16 protein-coding genes are annotated in these 18,872 nt (G+C 64.0%); 6 read left to right on the forward strand and 10 right to left on the reverse strand.

From position 1 onward, the window contains the following. Positions 1 to 75 precede the first annotated feature (75 nt). Positions 76 to 1,269 carry a kynureninase gene (gene kynU / locus QA643_RS30840; protein WP_283029430.1) on the forward strand — a complete coding sequence of 398 codons (1,194 nt, stop codon included), beginning with the start codon at positions 76 to 78 and terminating at the stop codon, positions 1,267 to 1,269. Beyond that, positions 1,266 to 2,105 carry a tryptophan 2,3-dioxygenase gene (kynA, locus tag QA643_RS30845; RefSeq protein ID WP_283029431.1) on the forward strand — a complete coding sequence of 280 codons (840 nt, stop codon included), beginning with the start codon at positions 1,266 to 1,268 and terminating at the stop codon, positions 2,103 to 2,105. Before kynU ends, kynA begins: the two co-directional genes overlap by 4 nt. 197 nt (positions 2,106 to 2,302) lie before the next feature. On the opposite strand, the gene QA643_RS30850 is transcribed toward kynA, so the two are convergent. The 4 genes from QA643_RS30850 to QA643_RS30865 form a co-directional block, all read right to left on the reverse strand. Beyond that, complete coding sequence (locus QA643_RS30850; RefSeq protein ID WP_283029432.1) at positions 2,303 to 2,758, reverse strand: RidA family protein; 456 nt, start codon at positions 2,756 to 2,758, stop codon at positions 2,303 to 2,305. Positions 2,759 to 2,782: 24 nt separating this feature from the next. Further along, positions 2,783 to 4,468: an AMP-binding protein gene (locus QA643_RS30855; protein ID WP_283029433.1), complete on the reverse strand. Its 1,686-nt coding sequence runs from the start codon at positions 4,466 to 4,468 to the stop codon at positions 2,783 to 2,785. Positions 4,469 to 4,635: 167 nt separating this feature from the next. Continuing rightward, positions 4,636 to 6,129: an FAD-dependent oxidoreductase gene (locus tag QA643_RS30860; protein ID WP_283029434.1), complete on the reverse strand. Its 1,494-nt coding sequence runs from the start codon at positions 6,127 to 6,129 to the stop codon at positions 4,636 to 4,638. A gap of 33 nt (positions 6,130 to 6,162) precedes the next feature. After that, entirely contained in the window at positions 6,163 to 6,612 is a 450-nt protein-coding gene (locus QA643_RS30865; RefSeq protein WP_283029435.1) for a cupin domain-containing protein, read from the reverse strand. 301 nt (positions 6,613 to 6,913) lie between these two features. On the opposite strand from QA643_RS30865, the gene QA643_RS30870 reads away from it, so the two are divergent. Further along, positions 6,914 to 7,930 (forward strand): AraC family transcriptional regulator, encoded by a 1,017-nt coding sequence (locus QA643_RS30870; RefSeq protein WP_283029436.1) that lies wholly within the window; start codon positions 6,914 to 6,916, stop codon positions 7,928 to 7,930. A gap of 12 nt (positions 7,931 to 7,942) precedes the next feature. Here QA643_RS30870 and QA643_RS30875 read toward each other — a convergent pair whose 3' ends face one another. Next, on the reverse strand, positions 7,943 to 8,437 hold the full coding sequence (locus QA643_RS30875; RefSeq protein ID WP_283029437.1) for a MarR family transcriptional regulator: 495 nt from the start codon (positions 8,435 to 8,437) through the stop codon (positions 7,943 to 7,945). Positions 8,438 to 8,631: 194 nt separating this feature from the next. Here QA643_RS30875 and QA643_RS30880 point away from each other — a divergent pair, with 194 nt between their 5' ends. Both QA643_RS30880 and QA643_RS30885 read left to right on the forward strand, forming a co-directional pair. Next, the gene (locus tag QA643_RS30880) at positions 8,632 to 9,819 is read left to right on the forward strand and encodes an ABC transporter substrate-binding protein (RefSeq protein ID WP_283029438.1); all 1,188 of its coding nucleotides are present in this window, start codon (positions 8,632 to 8,634) and stop codon (positions 9,817 to 9,819) included. A 20-nt stretch (positions 9,820 to 9,839) separates the two neighbouring features. Continuing rightward, positions 9,840 to 10,295 carry a cupin domain-containing protein gene (locus QA643_RS30885; protein ID WP_283029439.1) on the forward strand — a complete coding sequence of 152 codons (456 nt, stop codon included), beginning with the start codon at positions 9,840 to 9,842 and terminating at the stop codon, positions 10,293 to 10,295. A gap of 118 nt (positions 10,296 to 10,413) precedes the next feature. Here QA643_RS30885 and QA643_RS30890 read toward each other — a convergent pair whose 3' ends face one another. From QA643_RS30890 to QA643_RS30910, 5 genes are all read right to left on the reverse strand, one after another. Further along, positions 10,414 to 11,667 (reverse strand): flavin-dependent oxidoreductase, encoded by a 1,254-nt coding sequence (locus tag QA643_RS30890; RefSeq protein ID WP_283029440.1) that lies wholly within the window; start codon positions 11,665 to 11,667, stop codon positions 10,414 to 10,416. A 219-nt stretch (positions 11,668 to 11,886) separates the two neighbouring features. Then, positions 11,887 to 14,235, reverse strand: a complete 2,349-nt coding sequence (locus QA643_RS30895) for a bifunctional salicylyl-CoA 5-hydroxylase/oxidoreductase (protein WP_283029441.1) — start codon at positions 14,233 to 14,235, stop codon at positions 11,887 to 11,889. A 210-nt stretch (positions 14,236 to 14,445) separates the two neighbouring features. Next, positions 14,446 to 15,282 (reverse strand): enoyl-CoA hydratase family protein, encoded by an 837-nt coding sequence (locus tag QA643_RS30900; protein WP_283029442.1) that lies wholly within the window; start codon positions 15,280 to 15,282, stop codon positions 14,446 to 14,448. Positions 15,283 to 15,318: 36 nt separating this feature from the next. Continuing rightward, the gene (locus QA643_RS30905) at positions 15,319 to 16,080 is read right to left on the reverse strand and encodes an SDR family oxidoreductase (protein WP_283029443.1); all 762 of its coding nucleotides are present in this window, start codon (positions 16,078 to 16,080) and stop codon (positions 15,319 to 15,321) included. 553 nt (positions 16,081 to 16,633) lie between these two features. Continuing rightward, positions 16,634 to 17,821, reverse strand: coding sequence for a CoA transferase (locus QA643_RS30910; RefSeq protein WP_283029444.1), 1,188 nt, complete (start codon positions 17,819 to 17,821; stop codon positions 16,634 to 16,636). 108 nt (positions 17,822 to 17,929) lie between these two features. On the opposite strand from QA643_RS30910, the gene QA643_RS30915 reads away from it, so the two are divergent. Then, positions 17,930 to 18,859, forward strand: coding sequence for a dihydrodipicolinate synthase family protein (locus tag QA643_RS30915; protein WP_283029445.1), 930 nt, complete (start codon positions 17,930 to 17,932; stop codon positions 18,857 to 18,859). Positions 18,860 to 18,872: the final 13 nt, after the last annotated feature.

Below are 18,872 nucleotides of genomic sequence, written 5' to 3' on the forward strand. Positions count from 1 at the left end.
CGCCCATAAATTTTAAGCTTGAAATAATTGGCATCCGCGCAAATAATTGCGCGCGGGCACGGACCAGGGAACGACATGACCGATTTCACGCGAACGAAATCCCTGTTCGCCATCCCCGATGGCGTGATCTATCTGGACGGCAATTCGCTCGGCCCCCTGCCCGTTGCCGCCGCCGAGCGTGTCGGCCGCATGTTACAGGAGGAATGGGGCAAGCACCTCATCAAGGGCTGGAACGTCGCCGGATGGATGACGCAGCCACGGCATCTCGGCGACCGCATCGGCCGGCTGATCGGCGCCGCCGACGGCACGGTGGTGGTGGGCGATACGCTGTCCATCAAGGTCTACCAGGCGCTGGCCTCGGCGCTCGAACTCAATCCGTCGCGCCGCGTGATCCTGTCGGACACCGGCAACTTTCCTTCCGACCTCTACATAGCCAGCGGCCTGCTCCAATCGCTCGGCCGAGGCTATGAGCTGAAGGTGGTCGCGCCCGAAGAGGTCGAAGCCGCGATCGACGAGACGATCGCGGTGCTGATGCTGACGGAGGTCGACTATCGTACCGGCCGCCTACATGACATGCGCGCGCTGACGCGCAAGGCGCATGCCGCCGGCGCATTGACGATCTGGGATCTGGCGCATTCCGCGGGTGCGCTGCCGGTGGAATTGGAAAGTGCCAAGGCCGATTTCGCGGTCGGCTGCACCTACAAATATCTCAACGCCGGTCCCGGCGCGCCCGCCTTCATCTACGTCGCGCCTGTCCATGCCGATACGGCGCGGCCGGCGCTTTCCGGCTGGATGGGCCATCAGGCGCCGTTTGCCTTCGATCTCGACTACCGCGCCGGTCCAGGCATCGAGCGCATGCGGGTCGGCACGCCCCCGATCATTGCCATGGCCGCGCTCGATGCTGCCCTCGACGTCTGGGACGGCGTCAGCATGGCCGACGTGCGCCATGCATCGATCGCGCTTTCTGACCTGTTCATCCGCGAAGTCGAAGCGCGCTGCCCTGAACTGACGCTGGCTTCGCCGCGTGACGGCACGCGGCGCGGCAGCCAAGTTTCGTTTCGTCACCCGGAGGGCTATGCGATCATGCAGGCGCTGATCGCGCGCGACGTGATCGGCGACTTTCGCGCGCCCGATATGATGCGCTTCGGCTTTACGCCGCTCTATATCGACGAAGCTGAGGTTCGCGCGGCGGTCGACATCATCGCCGACGTCGTGGCCCATCGCCGCTGGGATGGCCCGGAATACCGCAAGAAGGCGCTCGTGACATGACTGGCAAGCCCGACGAGCCCTCGCGCGAGGGAGCCCAGATGTCGTTCGAAGGACGCATGTCCTACAGCGATTATCTGCACCTCGAGCGCCTGCTGGACGCGCAGAAGCCGCTCTCGGATGCGCATGACGAACTCTTATTCATCATCCAGCACCAGACTTCCGAACTCTGGATGAAGCTGGCCATCCACGAAATCCGTTCCGCCATAAGAGCGATCCGCCACGACCAGTTGCAGCCCGCCTTCAAGATGCTGTCGCGCGTCGCCCGGATCTTCGAGCAACTCAATACCGCGTGGGACGTGCTGCGGACCATGACACCCAGCGAATATACCGAGTTTCGCGATCAGCTCGGGCAATCCTCGGGTTTCCAATCCTACCAGTACCGCGCGATCGAATTCCTCGCCGGCAACCGCAACCTGGCGCTGCTGGGACCGCACGCCCACCGCGCCGACATCACCGCAAAGCTCGAGGAAATTCTCGCCGAGCCGGGCCTCTATGACGAGGCGCTACTGCTACTATCGCGCAACGGCTTTGGCATCGGCGAAGACGCCCGCCGAACCGACTGGCGCGTCAAGCGCACGCCGAATGACGAGGTTCTGGCGGCCTGGAAGACCGTCTACGCGGCCCCGGCGAAGCATTGGATGCTCTATGAGCTTGCGGAAAAGCTGGTCGATTTCGAGGACTATTTCCGCCGCTGGCGCTTCAACCACGTCACGACGGTCGAGCGCATCATCGGCCTGAAGCGCGGCACCGGCGGCACCTCTGGCGTCTCCTATTTGCGCAAGATGCTCGAGGTCGAGCTTTTTCCGGAACTCTGGAGGTTGAGAACCGAACTGTAGAGCACAATGATCCTTGGTTAGATGAGTTTAGCCACAGACGCGCTTTACCTCTCCCGCTTGCGGGGAGGTCGGCGCGAAGCGCCGGGTGGGGGCTCTCTCCACTCGGGCAGTATCGCTCGCGGAGACACCCCCAGCCCTCCCCCGCAAGCGGGAGAGGGAGCACACCTTCTTCGTGGCCGTAGTCGAATCTATTTTCATCAGCGCGGCACCACTGCCGTTGCCTCGATCTCGACGCGGGCTTCCTTCTCGACCAGGCGCACCACCTGCACCAGCGCCATCGCCGGATAATGTGCGCCAAAGATTTCGCGATAGGCGCGGCCGAGCTCTTTCAGGCTTGCGAGATATTCCTCGATATCCAGGACATACCAGGTGAGCCGCACGAGGTGCTCGGGCCTGGCGCCGCCGGCGGCCAGAATGTCGGAAATGTTGGCGAGCGTCTGGCGCGCCTGAGCGGCAAAACCCTGAGCCAGACGTTGCTCGGTATCCCAGCCGATCACGCCGCCCGTCACGATAATGCGGCCGTCCGCAGCCATGCCGTTGGCGTAGCCTTTCGGCATCGGCCAACCGCTCGGCTGCAGCACTTGCGGGCCCGACGAAACATCGGTCTTGGGATGAGGCACCACGCTCAGCGTGGGGCCCTTGGGGACGTTCACGGGTTAATCTCCATTAGTTACCAATCATTCCGCCGCAACGCTCGGCGGCGTCGGGCCGGAAGCGGCCATCTGGCGGAGCGCAAAGCGCCGCAGCTTGCCGGTTTCGGTCTTCGGCAGTTGCGTGACATATTCGATCGCGCGTGGATATTTATAGGGCGCGATGGTCTGCTTGACGTGATCCTGCAGCGCCTGCGTCAGCGCGGCATCGCCGAGCGCGCCACCCGCCAGCACCACATAGGCCTTGACGATCATGCCGCGCGCCTCGTCAGGCGCGCCGACCACGCCGCACTCGGCAACAGAGGGATGCGACAGCAGCGCGGCCTCGACCTCGGGACCGGCGATGTTGTAGCCGGAGGAGACGATCATGTCGTCCGAGCGGGCGACAAAGGACAGGCGACCAGTCGAGTCGCGAACAAAGGTATCGCCCGTGAGATTCCAGCCGTCGCGCACATAGTTCGCCTGCCTGGCGTCCGCCAGATAGCGGCATCCGGTCGGGCCGCGCACCGCTAGCTTGCCCGCGGTGCCGTCAGGCAACTCGTTCATGTCATCGCCGACGATCTTCGCCTCATAGCCCGTGACCGGGCGTCCCGTCGCGCCGGCAACGGCATCGCCGACGCGGTTGGTGATGAAGATGTGCAGCAGCTCGGTCGAGCCGATACCGTCCAGAATGGTCTTGCCGGTCTTCTTCGTCCAGCTCTCGAACACCGGCGCCGGCAGAGTCTCGCCGGCGGAAACCGCGATCCGCAGCGACGAAAGATCAGCCCCGTTGTCCATCGCCGCCATCATCGCGCGATAGGCGGTCGGCGAGGTAAAGCAGATCGTCGCCTTGTAGGTCTCGATGATCTTGATCATCTCGGGCGGTGAGGCATTTTCCAGAAGCGTTGCGGTGGCGCCGAAACGCAACGGAAAGATCGCCAGGCCGCCGAGCCCGAAGGTGAAGGCCAGCGGCGGCGAGCCGACGAACACGTCGTCCTCGGTGACGTTGAGGACTTCTTTCGCGTAACCATCGGCGATGATCATGAGGTCGCGATGGAAATGCATCGTCGCCTTGGGCTCGCCTGTGGTGCCCGAGGTGAACCCGAGCAGCGCGACGTCGTCGCGGCCGGTCTTCACGGCGTCGAACTTCACCGGCTTGTTCAGCGCAACACGATCGAGCTCGGCATCGTGGTTCGACGTGCCGTCGAAATTCACGACCTGCTTGAGGAAGCGGCTGGTCTTGGCGCAGGCGACCAATTCGTCGGCGATGCGGCTGTCGGTCAGCGCCAGCGCTATCTCGGCCTTGTCGATGATCTTGCCGAGCTCGCCGGCGCGCAGCATCGGCATGGTGTTGACGACGACGGCGCCGGCCTTGGTGGCGGCGAGCCATGCCGCGACCAGCGCCGGGTTGTTGCCGGAGCGGATCAGGACGCGGTTGCCCGGCTTGACGCCGTAATTCTCCACCAGCGCATGCGCGAGGCGGTTCGACCAGTCGGCCAGCTCCTTGTAGGTGCGCTGGCGGCCGTTGCCGATCAGCGCGATCCGGTCGCCCCAGCCTTTTTCGACGATGCGGTCGGTGAGTTCGACCGCGGCGTTGAGATATTCCGGATACCCGAACTCCGGACGGTCCAGCAGCAGATCGGGCCACTGCTCTGACGGCGGCAGATTGCGCCGCGCGAAATCATCGACATGGCCGGAGGGGCCAAGAGATCGGATGGGAGTTCTACCTGACATTTTCATCGCCTCATCAAGGAAAGGCTTGAGATCAAAGACGCCCGGCAGCGCTGGCTCGTCAATCATTTTAAGCTTAAAGTATTTTTCCGCAAGTGCGGAATTGGGCCCTGCCCACAAATAGAACGGCCGGGCAGCACGCGCCCGGCCGTGGAACTTGGCCCCTGCCCCTAGGCCGCAGCCCGGTAATCCGGCGCTGCGGCCAGGAAGCGACCATAGGCGGCGGCATCGGGCGGGGTGAATTTCTCGACCAGCGGATTGCGCCGCCGTCCGTTGACGCCGATATCGGCCAGCAATTCGTCGAAGTGCTTGAAGTGATAGGGCGCGACACACAGGCCGCCATAGACGCCGGCGGCCGGCCGCTCGACCCGCCGGAAATGCAGCATCATCTCGATGTTGTCCCGCATCTCTTTCGCGGTCGGCTGACGGGCGAGCTGGCCATCGGCGTAGCGCACCAGCCAGTTCGCCGCGAGGTCTGCGCACAGCACGGTGCAGAAGCTCGAATTGAAACCGACGAACCCCATCTCGGGCAGATCGGGATTGGCGATCAGACGATAGAGCCGGTACTGCCCGTCGGGATCGACAAGCTTGTCACGATACGCCTGCGGCAGGAACGGCACGCCGAGCTTGTAGCCGATCGCAAGCACCGCGACGTCGGCCTCAACGCGCTGCCCGCCCGTCATCACGATCGAATTGCCGTCGTAATGATCGAAGCTGCCTCTGATAGCCTTGATGCGGCCATCGGCGACCATCGGAAAGAATCCCGGGGTAGCGATCGGCACCGAGCAGTTGACGCCGTCCTCGATTCTTTCCTTCGGCACCATGTCGCATTTGCCGAGCTTGAGCTGCACCTTCAAAAGGCTCTCCAGCCCGCGCCAGTTGGCCCAGACGAACGGCTTTGCGACCGCATGCGCTAGCCGCGATAGCGCACCGATACTCCAGCTTTTGAACATCTCCTCCTGGGCGCGGATGTAGAGAATGCGTTTGAAATTGACGAGGCCGCCGATGAAATACGGAATCCGCCACACCGGCTCGCGATAGACCAGCGTCACCTCCGCCGCGCCGGAATTGACCGCATTGACGGCAATATCCGTCGCCGACTTCGAGCCGCCGAGCACGACGACTTTGCGGCCCTTGGCGATATCAGGATCGTTGTACTTCGAAGAGTGCATGATGTGCCCGCCCTGCGCCCTGAAGGCCTCCTCGCCGGACAGGCTGAGCGCCTGCGGCTCGTTGAACTGCCCGGTGCAGACCGCGACGAAGTCGAAATCTTCCAGACCGGTGGCGCCATCCGGCCCGCGCATTTCGAGCCGCCAGCCGGGTGCGGAATCGGGACGCCGCTCCATCCGCACCACCGTCCTGTTGAAGCGCATCGCGCCGAGCAAGTCGTGATCCTTGGCGTAGGCGGTGAGATAGGCATGGACCTGCGGGCCCTTCGGCCATTCCGGATAGGAATCCGGCATCGCCTTGTCGGTGTAGCGGTAGAGGTCCTTCGGGCTCTGGGTCTGCACTTCGGGATAAGAGCGCGCCGGCTCCCAGACGCCGCCGAGATCGCCGCTGCGCTCGATGATCGTGATCTGATGGCCGCGTGCGGCAAAGGCTTTTGCGGCCGCAAGTCCGGATACGCCTGCGCCGATGACGCAGACCTTCTTTCGCCTGACCATGACGACGTCTCCAGCTAGGATGAAATCAACGCGCTATTCGTTGGCCTCGGGCGGCAGGAAATCCACCTCGTGCTGCGCCGAGATTCGGACCACCTCTTCGGGATCGGTGAGATTGTGGAGCTTGTCGAACAGCGCCTCGAGCTTCTGCATCGGCGATACCCAGAACAGCGCCCGCGCCGGCCTGTCCGACTTGTTGAAATAGCCATGCGGGATGCCGCGCGGCATCCGGACGAGGTCGCCGGCCTTGGCCTGCACCCAGACGCCGTCGAGCTTGAGATCGAGCGTGCCCTCCTGCACCAGGATGAACTCGTCCTGGGTCGGGTGGACGTGCACGGGCACGAACTGGCCGGGCTCGCTGTTGGTCTCGAAGGCAAAGGTGGAATCGGTGACCGCCTTGGGGAAGTAGACCTGACCCAGGATGTTCCAGGTCTTGCCGCCATACCCGGCGCCGTTCTTGGTGATGCCTTTTTCGAGTGCCGCCATATCGCCCTCCTCTGTCGCTGTTTTGGTGTGGTTGCGATGTCCGAATTGGTCTGGGCAGGCTGGATCGGGTTGAGGCGACCGTCTATCCGGAAAACGAATCCGGGCTGACGCGCTGGTGGTTTTTTGAATGCTGCGGCGCAGAAAGGCACCGTCTTTCCGGGGACGATGCGAAGCATCGAACCCGGAATGACCGCGGAGCGCCTGCCTCCCTATCGGGCACCCACGGCCATCAAATTGCCTTTCCATCCACCCTGCCCGCAGATATTATAGGCTTCAAATAATGCGGAGGAACGGATTTGTGGTGACGGGCGTCAGCATTGCCAGGCGTGATCCGGCCGCCCGGCTGGCCGCGTTCACCCGCGTCGCCACCGACAGCGTCGATGATGCCGCCGACGCTGTGGGGCGCATCTTCTGTCCCCATCGGCTGACACCCGAGCGCAGGACTTCATCTGAATTCTTCGCACTGCATAACAGCGCTATTTTCAACGGGCTCTCCGTCAACTACGTCGCCTATGGCGGCTCGGTGTCGATCGATCCCGGCTGTCTGGAGCGGTTCTTCCTGTTGCAAATTCCGGTGCACGGCTCGGCGCGGATCAAGACCGCCTCGCGCGACATCGCGACCGTCCCCGGGGCCTGCGCCTCGCTGTTGTCGCCGACGATGCCAACACAAATGATGTGGCAAGACGATTGCGCCCAGATCATTCTGCTGGTCGATCGCCGCCTTTTGGAGCAACGCGCCGCGGCGCTGTCGGGCCGGCCGGCGGGCGCCGTCGAATTCGAGCCCGCGGTCGATCTCTCCTCCGCCGGCGGTCAGGCGCTTCAGTCGCAGATTCTGGAATTCGTTGATATCGCCGAGCGCCTGGGACCGCGGAAGCCGCTCTCGCCGGTCGCAGCGACTGACATCCGCGAGGCGCTGCTGGGAGCGCTGCTTCACGGCCAGCGCCACAGCGCGAGCGAGGCGATCGACCGCTTCGCCGGCCGGGCCGAAGTGCTGCCGCCGTCGATACAGCGGGCGCGCGAATTCCTCTATGCGCATGCCGACGAGCCGCTCGATCTCGTGCAGCTTGCCGCGACCGCCGGCGTCGGCATCCGCGCGCTGCAGCTCGGCTTCCGCCGGCACTTTGGAATGTCGATCTCGGAAATGCTGCGCGATATCCGCCTGGCGCAGCTCAATGCCCGATTGATCGCCGCCGCTCCTGACGACAGCGTGACCGAGATCGCCTTTGAGCTCGGATTTACGCATCTCAGCCGTACCGCGAGCGCCTACCGCGCCAAGTTCGGCGAAACGCCGTCGGCAACGCTGCGCGGAATGAACTAGCGCCCGCCGATCTCAGGCCGTGCGCGCTTTCGCCGACCTCTGTGCCGACGCCTTGGTCTTGGCAAGCAATCGCATCAATTCGCGCACGTCCTTCGGCGTCAGGTCGCCGAACATGTCGGCGATCCATAGTTCGTGCTCTGCCGCCATCTTGCGGAATTCGGCGCGGCCCGCCTTGGTCAGGCGGATCACCTGGACGCGGCGATCGACTTCCGAGGTGCGGCGGTCGAGATGCCCTGACTCAACGAGGCGCTCGACGAGGCCGGTGACGTTGCCGTTCGAGACCATCATCCGCTTGGAGACATCAGACAGCGTCATGCCCTCGGGAACCTTGTCGAGCTGCGCCATCAGGTCGAACCGCGGCAGTGTGACATCGAACCGCTCGCGCAGGCGGCTGCGCACTTCACCCTCGATCAGGGTCGTGCAGGTCAACAGGCGCAGCCATAGCCTGAGCTCGTCGCCATGATGCTCCGGGAGTTCGACGGCCTTGGTCTCTGAATCGAGGGTCATGAAAGTCTTTATCCGGCTGGGGCCGCGATCATTGCCCAGATTTCTTTAAGTTTCAAGTAATTGGCGCAGGGCTTGCATCAGGGCTTGCATGGAGGCGTTCTGCTTGCAGGTGCGGCGATCGTCAGAATAAGCTGCGCCCCGAGCACTTGATGTGGCATGAGTTTCGGCAGCCAGGGCCGAGCGGAGGAATAATCATGAAGCAGTCGTTGAAGCTGACCGGACTCAAGCTGACCGGACTTGCCGTTTTGCTGGGTACTGTCGCAGCTCCTGCCATGGCGCAGGAGAAGATCAAGGTCGGCATCATCGTGACACTGTCCGGCCCCGCCGCCGTGCTCGGCCAGCAATCCCGCGACGGTTTCCAGCTCGCGGTTAAGGACCTCGGCGGCAAGATGGCCGGCAAGGATGTCGAGGTCGTCGTGGTCGACGACGAACTCAAACCGGACGGCGCCGTATCCAAGGCCAAGGGCCTGCTCGAGCGCGAGAAGGTCGATTTCGTGGTCGGGCCGATCTTCTCGAACATCCTGCAGGCGATTCATCGCCCGGTGACCGATAACAAGACCTTCCTGATCAGCCCGAACGCCGGGCCATCGAGCTATGCCGGTAAGGAGTGCAACCCGTTCTTCTACGTCACCTCATACCAGAACGACCAGGTGCACGAGATCCTCGGCAAGGTCGCGCAGGACCGCGGCTACAAGCGCGTCTATGTACTGGTGCCGAACTATCAGGCCGGCAAGGATTCGGCCGCCGGCTTCAAGCTCGACTACAAGGGCGAGATCGTCGAGGAGAGCTACACGCCACTCAACACGCTGGATTTCCAGGTCGAGCTGACCAAGATCGCCAACTCCAAGCCCGATGCCCTCTTCACCTTCATGCCCGGCGGCATGGGCGTCGGCCTCGTCAAGCAATACAGGCAGGCGGGACTCGCCGAGAAGATCCCCGTGCTGTCGGCCTTCACCGTCGATGAATCCACCCTGCCCGCGCAGCAGGATGCCGCGGTCGGCATGTTCGGCGGCGCCAACTGGGCGCCGGATATGGACAATCCGCAGAGCAAGAAATTCGTCGCCGCTTATGAAGCCGCGTACAACAGCGTACCCGGCACCTACGCCATGCAGGGCTACGACACGGCGATGCTGATCGACAGCGCGGTGAAGGCGGTGAAGGGCGATTTGAAGAACAAGGACGCCGTCTCGGCCGCGTTGAAGAAGGCCGAGTTCATCTCGCTGCGCGGCGACTTCAAGTTCAACGTCAACGGCTATCCGATCCAGAACTTCTATCTGACCAAGGTCGCCAAGCGTCCGGACGGAAAATTCCAGACCGAGATCGTCGAGAAGGTGTTTTCGAACTACGGCGACCGCTACGCCAAGGATTGCCCCGCGAAATAATCTTGGGAAGGGAACAGCCAATGAAGACTGAAATCGCCGGCATCACCCGCGCCAATGAAGGCATCCAGGGCATTTCCTGGAGCATTCTCGGCCAGACCTATGTGCCGAAGAACGTCACCGAGCATTCCTTCTCATGGCATGCGACGTTTCCGGCCGAGACCTTCGTGCCGCCGCACATCCATCCCGACCAGGACGAATATCTCTACATCCTGGAGGGCCAGCTCGACTTCTTCCTCGACGGCGCCGAGACGCAGGCCACCCCCGGCGATCTGGTACGGTTGCCGATGGGCAAGCCGCACGGCATCTTCAACAAGTCGGGACGAACGGCGAAGACGCTGTTCTGGGTGTCGCCGACGCGGCGGCTCTACGATCTGTTCTGGGCGATCCACAACATGAAGGAGCAGAAGCCGGATGCCGTGGTAGCGCTGGCGGCCGAGCACAACATCCACTTCCTGCCGCCGCCTCCCGGAGCGTGAAGCACGCACGTGGTCGTCATGGCCGGGCTTGTCCCGGCCATCCACGTCTTTGCTGCTTCCAACACCGCAAGGCGTGGATGCCCGGGACAAGCCCGGGCATGACGGAGATTGCTGCTCGCTATGCGCGCACCGCCGCCAGCCCGAGCTGCGGCGCCGCGAACCCGGCCTTCGAGGCATAGCCGCGCACGATGGCCTCGCGCTGGGCGTGGCTCAGCACCTTCTCGATATCGGTGAATCCATCCGGCGCCAGTTGCTCGACGGCGTCGATCACGCCTTCGGGCCCGCCGCGGCGGTTGGAGCGCACGATCTCGGCCGTCATCGGCAACCGCTTCTTCTCATAGGCCACCAGCGCCTGGCGCGGATGCTCTGATCGCGCGAGTTCATCGGCCAGCGCGCGGGCATCGAGGATCGCCTGCGAGGCGCCGTTGGAGCCGACCGGATACATCGGATGCGCGGCGTCGCCGAGCAGCGTGACGCGGCCCCAGGTCCAGTACGGCAAGGGATCGCGGTCGCAGCAGGGATATTCATAAAATTCCGGGGTCGCCGAGATCAGGCTGCGCACGTCGACATAGGGCACCTTGAACCGCTCGACATGCGGCATCAGCTCCTCGCGCTTGCCGGGCCGCGACCAGTCCTCGCGGCGCGGCGGCTCTGAATTGCCGTCGCCGATCTTCACCATCACAGCCCAGTTGGTCAGCCGGCTCGACGGGCTGGAGCCTTCCGCGATGGGATAGATCACGACCTTGGCATTCAGCCCGCCCGCCACGATCATCGAGCGCCCGGTCAGGAACGCCGGCCAATCGCGCGCGCCGCGCCACAGCATGTGCCCGTTCCAGCACGGCGGCCCCTCGTCCGGGAACAGCATCTCGCGCACCCGCGAATGAATGCCGTCGGCGCCGATCAGGATATCGCCGCGCGCGGTTTTGACATGGGCGCCGGTGCGGTCGAAGAAATGCGCGATCACGCCGCCCTCGTGCTGCGCGAAGGAGCCGAGCCGGCAGCCGGTGTGGATCAGCTCAGGACCGAGCCGTTCCTCGACGGCGCGGTGGATCACGCTTTGCAGGCGGCCGCGATGAACGGAGAATTGCGGCACGTCATGCCCGGCGTCGAGGCCGCGCGGCTCGCGCCACACTTCCTGACCATGGCGGCTCAGATAATATAATTGATCGGTACGAACCGCGGCATTATCGAGCCGCTCCAAGAGGCCGAGGCCAGTCAGTTCCCGGATCGCATGCGGCAGCGTGTTGATGCCGACGCCGAGCTCGCGGATCGAGTCGGCCTGCTCGAACAATTCGCAATCGATGCCGCGTGCACGCAACATCAGCGCAGTGGTAAGGCCCCCGATGCCGCCCCCGACGATGATCGCTTTCATGCGCTTTACTCCACTCTCGTCCCAGCTCTCCTTCACCTCTCCCCGCTTGCGGGGAGAGGTCGGATCGCCACGAGCGATGCGAAGCATCGTCCGGTGCGATCCGGGTGAGGGGGTACCGCACTCACGGCAATCTCGCCCGTTGAGAGAGCCCCTCACCCCTGCCCTCTCCCCGCGAAGGGCGGGGAGAGGGAGAGATCGAGCCAGAGGGTGCCATCCGGCCTATTCGGCTGCAAGCGGCTTTGTCGCCTCGGCTTTCAGCTCAGCGCGGGTCTTCGGCTTACCCTTAATTTTGAGGTCTTCAAAATCCTGCCGATCGCGCACGCTGTTGCGGAAGATCTGCTCCTTACCGGGCAGATATTGCGGCGGACAGGCGATATCGGCGCCGTACCAGGCGGCGGCGCGCATCGTGAAGGACGGATCGACCAGATGCGGCCGTGCCAGGGCGACGAGATCGGCGCGGCCGGCGGCCAGGATGGTGTTGACCTGATCTGCGGTAGTGATGTTCCCGACGCACATGGTGGCGACCCGGGCCTCGTTGCGGACCTGGTCGGAGAACGGCGTCTGGAACATGCGGCCATAGATCGGCTGTGCGTCGCGCACGGTCTGGCCGGTGGAGACGTCGACCAGATCGACGCCGGCTTCGGCAAAGGCGCGCGCGATCGCCACCGCATCGTCGCCGGTGACGCCGCCGACGGCCCAGTCGGTCGCGGAGATGCGCACCGACATCGGCTTATGCGCCGGCCACGCCGCGCGCATTGCGGCGAATACTTCGAGCGGATAGCGCAGCCGGTTCTCGAGCGTACCGCCATATTCGTCGGTGCGCGTATTCGTCAGCGGCGAGATGAAGCTCGCCAGCAGATAGCCATGGGCGCAGTGCAGTTCCAGCATGTCGAAGCCGCAGGCCTCGCCGCGCAAGGCCGCCGCCACGAACTCCGCCTTGACCCTGTCCATCGCAGCACGGTCCATCTCGCGCGGCACCTGGCTGTCCGGGAAATAAGGCAACGGCGACGCCGAGATCGTGTCCCAACCGCCCTGCGCCAGCGGCCGGTCCATGCCCTCCCACATCAGCTTGGTCGCGCCCTTGCGCCCGGCGTGGCCAAGCTGCAGGCAGATTTTGGCGGCCGAATTGGCGTGGACGAAATCAACGATGCGGGTCCAGGCCGCCTGCTGCTCGTCGTTCCACAAGCCAGTACAGCCCGGCGTGATGCGGGCATCGCGGCCGACGCAGGTCATCTCGGTGAAGAGCAGGCCGGCGCCGCCGATCGCGCGGGAGCCGTAATGCACCAGGTGGAAATCGGTCGGCACGCCTTCCTTCGCCGAATACATGCACATCGGCGAGACGACTGCGCGATTCTTGATCTCCATCTCGCGCAGCTTCAGCGGCTGGAACATTGGTGCCACTGGCTTGTCGACATCGACGTCGAACCCTTTGGCGCGCACCTGCTTCGCAAAGGTCTGGTCGACCTCGCGGACGAACTCCGGCGCGCGCAGCATCAGATTCTCGTAGGTGATGGCCTTGGCACGGGTCATGACGCCGAACGCAAATTGTACTGGATCGAAATCCCAGAAGCGGTCGACATGCTCAAACCAGACCAGCGACACGTCGGCGGCGTGCTGGGTCTTCTCGACCTCCTCGCGCCGGCCGTGCTCGTAGGTCTGCAAGGCGGCATCGACCGAAGGCGCCGCGGCCATCGCGTCCGCGAGAGCAATCGCGTCTTCCATCGCGAGCTTGGTGCCGGATCCGATCGAGAAATGCGCGGTCGCCTTGGCGTCGCCGAGCAGCACCATGTTATCCTTGATCCAGCGCTGGCTGCGGATCATCGGGAAATTGCGCCACATCGAGCGGTTGATCAGCAGCGGATGGCCGTCGAGGAACCAGCCGAAGATTTCGGCCATGCGGTCGGCGGATTGCTGTTCGTCCAGCCCTTCGAGTCCGGCGCGCTGGAACGTCTCGGCATCGGTCTCAAAGATCCAGGTCGAGCGACCCGCCTCATACTGATAGGCATGCGCGATGAACGGGCCCCACTCGGTCTCCTGGAAGATGAAGGTGAAGGCGTCGAGCGGTTTGGTCGAGCCCATCCAGGCGAACTTGTTGGAGCGCAGGTCGATCTGCGGCTGGAAATGGTCGATGTATTTGTCGCGGAAGCGGCTGTTGATGCCGTCGGCCAGCACGATGAGGTCGGCATCGGCAAAACGTTCTTCGTCGTCGATATCGGTTTCGAACTTTAGCGTGACGCCGAGTTCGCTGGCGCGCTCCTGCAGGATCAGGAGTAGCGTGCGGCGCGAGCAGCCGCAAAAACCGTTGCCGCCGACGCGATGCACCGTGCCGCGGAAATGCACGGCGATGTCGTCCCAATAGGCGAATTCCTGCGTGATACGGCGATAGCTCGGCGGATCGTATTTCTCGAAATTGTCGAGGGTCGCGTCGGAGAACACCACGCCGAAGCCGAACGTGTCGTCGGCGCGGTTGCGCTCATAGACGGTGATCTCGGCCTGCGGCCGCTGCTTCTTCAAGAGGATCGCGGCGTAGAGACCGGCCGGTCCGCCGCCGATAATCGCGATCTTCATCTCTCGCCTCCGAGACAGGCTTTCGGGCTAGTCCAGAAATTACTTTAAGCCTAAAACAATTTTTGGGCAAGCCCCGTTGCCGCACCTTCCCTCATCCTGAGGAGCGGCCTCTTGGCCGCGTCTCGAAGGATGGGCCGCGGGCAAGATCAGGGCCTCCATGGTTCGAGACGCCGCCAAGGCGGCTCCTCACCATGAGGGGATAGATGGGCCTCAATTCCCTTCGAACACCGGGGTCCGCTTGTTCGAGAACGCCTCGAATGCGCGTCCAAAATCCTCCGTGGTCATGCAGAGCGCCTGGGCGACCGCTTCGGCCTCGATCGCCTCCTCCACCGACATCGCCCATTCCATCGCCAGCATCCGCTTGGTCATGGTGTTGGCGAACGTCGGACCTTCCGATATCTGCTTGCCCAGAAGCTGCGCCTGCGGCAGCACCTGTTCCGGCGTGACGATCCTGGAGAAGAAGCCCCACTTCTCTCCCTCCTCCGCGGTCATGAAACGGCCGGTATAGAGCAGTTCCGAGGCGCGCGACTGGCCGATGATGCGCGGCAGGATCGCGCAGGCGCCCATGTCGCAGCCGGCGAGCCCGACCTTGTTGAACAGGAACGCGACCTTGGCGCCTGACGCGGCGAGACGGATATCTGCGGCCATCGCGATGATCGCCCCGGCGCCGGCGCAGATGCCTTCAACGGCGGCAACGATCGGTTGCGGACAGGCCCGCATCGCCTTGACGAGATCGCCGGTCATGCGGGTGAAGGCGGTGAGGCCCTTGGTGTCCATCTGGATCAAGGGGCCGATGATTTCGAACACGTCGCCGCCGGAGGAGAAGTTGCCGCCCGCGCCGGTCACGACGATGGTCTTGACTTCATCATCCATCGCGCAGGCGCGGAAGAAATCGGTGAGTTCGCGATAGCTTTCGAAGGTCAGCGGATTTTTCCGCTCGGGGCGGTTGAGCGTGACGGTGGCGACGCGGTCGACCACGGCCAGCAGGAAATGCTTTGGCGAGTAATCTGCCAGCGGCAGTGTGACGGGATTGGCGGGCTTGCTCATGGGTCTCTCCCTGAATTGGATGTTGTCGTTGGCCGCTCAGACCTCGCCGCCGGCGACCGCAATGGCCTGCCCGGTAATGGCGGCAGCACCCTCGCCGCACAGCCAGAGTACGGCATCAGCCACTTCCGATGGCGCAATCAGGCGCCCTTGCGGATTGTGCTTGGCAAGTTCCGCGATCGCCTGCTCGCGGCTGCGGCCGGTCTTCTTGATAATGTTCTCGATCGAGCCTTCCAGCAGATCGGTCTCGGTGAAGCCGGGACAGACGGCGTTGACGGTGACGCCGCTCTTGGCTGTCTCCAGCGCCAGCGAGCGGACGAGGCCGATCACCGCATGCTTGGCGGCGCTGTAGGCCGAGACATAGGCATAGCCCTTCAGGCCCGCAGTAGAGGCGACGGCGATGATGCGGCCATTTCCGCGCTCCAGCATACCGGGCAACACGGCCTGCGCGGCATGCACCACGCCCATGAAGTTGACGTCCATCATCCGCTGGAACAGGGCCGCGTCGGAGCGGCCAAACGGTGCGGATTCCGCCGCGCCGGCATTGGCGATGAGAATGTCGATCGGCTGCCGCGCGGCGACTTCCGCGATCGCTGATGTCACCGACGCGGGATCGGCGACATCGGCAACAGCCACGAACTGTGCTGCGCCGAATGCAACCGCTTCATCGAGCGTCGCGCGGTTGCGGCCGAGCACGGTGACGGTCGCACCCGCCTTCGTCAGCGCCACGGCAATCGCCCGGCCGATACCCCGCCCGCCGCCGGTGACGAGCGCATGGCAGGAGCGCGATATCAGGGCCATCGGTGGAACCTCCTGAGGGATGGTCCAGCATATATTTTAAACTTCAAGCTTTTGCAAGGAAGCGGTGAACGCCCGCATATTGAGGCTCGCTTCAGATGTAGCCCACCCCTCGCCGTCCTTGCGAGCGCAGCAAAGCGATCCACGTCTCCGCGTGCCGCGCGATGGATTGCTTCGCGGAGCCTGTCATCCGGCGGCGCTTCGCGCCGACCGGGTGGCTCGCAATGACGGGAGATGTCGCCGCATCCACCGCTGTCATCCTCCGCGCAGGCGGAGGATCCAGCACGCCGCGGCTTCTCGGTTCTATCATTGGCGTCTCTGGGTACTGGGTCGCCCGGTCGAGCCGGGCGATGACAACGGAATATGAGGCGGCGTTCTCGCGACATGATTTGCCCGAGGTTTGCCAGATAACTTCCGCCCCCTCCAATCAGAGGGACTCACCCTCCCCCTCCAGGGCCCTTCAGGGGAGGGTAAGAGTTAGAGCAGCGTCATCGGTGATGGATGATGGGCACGCCGCGCTTACAGTTCGCTCATCCCGTCACATAGCCGCGCTGCGTCAGATGATCCCGTCTCTTCGCAGCGCTGCAATCGCGTCCGCATCATAGCTGACATCGGCCAGCACGCGATCGGTATGCTCGCCGAGCGTCGGCGGACGCCTGGCGATCTCGCCTGGGGTTTCCGATAGCCGCACCGCCGCGCGCGCCACTGGCGCCGGGTTTGGCAAGCCTGGATAATCGACATCCTGCAAGAAGCCGGTGGCGCGGATATGCGGATGTTCCAGTGCCTGTTGCGGACTGAGCACAGGCCCTGCCGGAATCATCGCTTTACCAAGCGCGTCGACCGCTTCCTGCGTGGTGCGTTCGGCGCACCAGCGCGCCATTCTTTCACTGATGATCGGGCCGTTGTCGCCGCGCTTGATGTCGTCGGCGAAACGCGGATCGCTCAGCCAGCGGTCCGCCTCGCCCATCAGCCTTGCCCAGCGGATGAACAGCGGATGCCCCGTGACCTGGCACAGCACCCAGCCGTCCCTGGTGCGGTAGATGTCGGCAGGCGCCGCGGTCTGGCCGAGATTGCCGGTCGGCACGCGGTTGGCCGATATCACCGCCTGCTCGATCAGTGTCGCGTTGGTAAAGGAAAGCGCGGTCGCCAGCAGCGCGCCCTCGACGATCTGGCCGCGGCCGGATTTGCCGCGCTCGATCAGCGCAGCCAGCGTGCCGAATGCACAATGCAGCGCGGTGCCGAAATCCACCCAGTTCACCGCGGCTCGGTAGGGCGGATCGCCCTTGCCCGTCATGTAGACCGCGCCCGACATCACCTGCCCGACCCCGTCGAAGCCGACGCGGTCGGACCACGGCCCGGGGTTGCCGAAAGCGGTCGCCGTGGTCAGGATGATGTCCGGCTTGATCGCTTTGAGCGATTCATAATCGAGCTTCATCGCGCGCAGCGTCTGCGGCGGCAGGTTGGCGACGACGACGTCTGCGGTCGCGACCAGGCGCCGCATCACTTCCTGCCCTTGCGGTTTCATCGGATCGAGCGTGATGCTCTTCTTGTTGCGGTTGACCTGCAGGAACAGCGCGCCCTCGCCGCCTTCGCCGACCGGTGCCACGAAGCGATCTTCGCTGCCGTCGCGCTTTTCCACGCGAATGACTTCCGCGCCGAATTCCGCCAGCAGGGTCGCGCAGTAGGGACCTGCGATATAGCGCCCGAAATCGAGGACGCGAACGCCCTCCAGAACTCCCCCCATCGGTCCTCCCTTTTTCTTATCCGCCGGTTACGCCGAGCCTTCTAGCATGTTGATGAACGAGTTGGACAACCATACAATCACTGATCCCCTCCGAACGGAACATCAAGAATGACCACAACTGCAAAACGGCCCCACCGCGGTGTCTTCCCCGTCGCCCCGACCATCTTCGACGAGCGCGGCGAGCTCGACCTCGAGGGACAGCGCCGCTGCATCGATTTCATGATCGACGCGGGCTCCAACGGCCTCTGCATTCTCGCCAATTTCTCCGAGCAGTTCGTGCTGACAGATGCCGAGCGCGAGAAGGTGATGCATGCGGTGCTCGACCATGTCGCCGGCCGCGTGCCTGTCATCGTGACGACGACGCATTTCGGCTCGCGCATCTGCGCCGAGCGCAGCCGCCAGGCCCAGGAGGCGGGGGCTGCCATGGTGATGATCATGCCGCCCTATCATGGCGCGACGTTCCGCGTATCCGAAAAGGCGATTTTCGAATTCTACCGCACCGTCTCCGACGCCATCGACATCCCGATCATGATCCAGGATGCGCCGGTCGCGGGGACGCCGCTGTCGGTCGACCTGCTCGCGCGCATGGCGCGGGAGATGGCGAACATCCGCTATTTCAAGATCGAGGTGCCGATGGCGGCGGCAAAGCTGCGCGATCTGATCGCGGCCGGCAGCGATAACATCGAAGGTCCCTGGGACGGCGAGGAAGCGATCACGCTGATGGCCGATCTCGATGCCGGCGCGACCGGCGCGATGACCGGCGGCGGCTATCCTGACGGCATCAGGCAAATTATCGATCCCTATCTCGCCGGGCGCCGGGTTGAGGCGATGGCGGCCTATGCACGCTGGCTGCCGCTGATCAATTACGAGAACCGCCAATGCGGCCTGCAGACCGCAAAGATCCTGATGCAGGAAGGCGGCGTGATCGGCTCGGAAGCGGTTCGCCATCCCCTGCAGAAAGTCCACCCGGCGACGCGCGCCGGGCTGATCGAAATCGCGCGGCAGCTCGATCCGGTAGTGCTGCGCTGGGGGCGATGACTGGCCGGCCGCG

The sequence above is a fragment of the Bradyrhizobium sp. CB3481 genome (assembly GCF_029714305.1).
GTDB lineage: Bacteria > Pseudomonadota > Alphaproteobacteria > Rhizobiales > Xanthobacteraceae > Bradyrhizobium.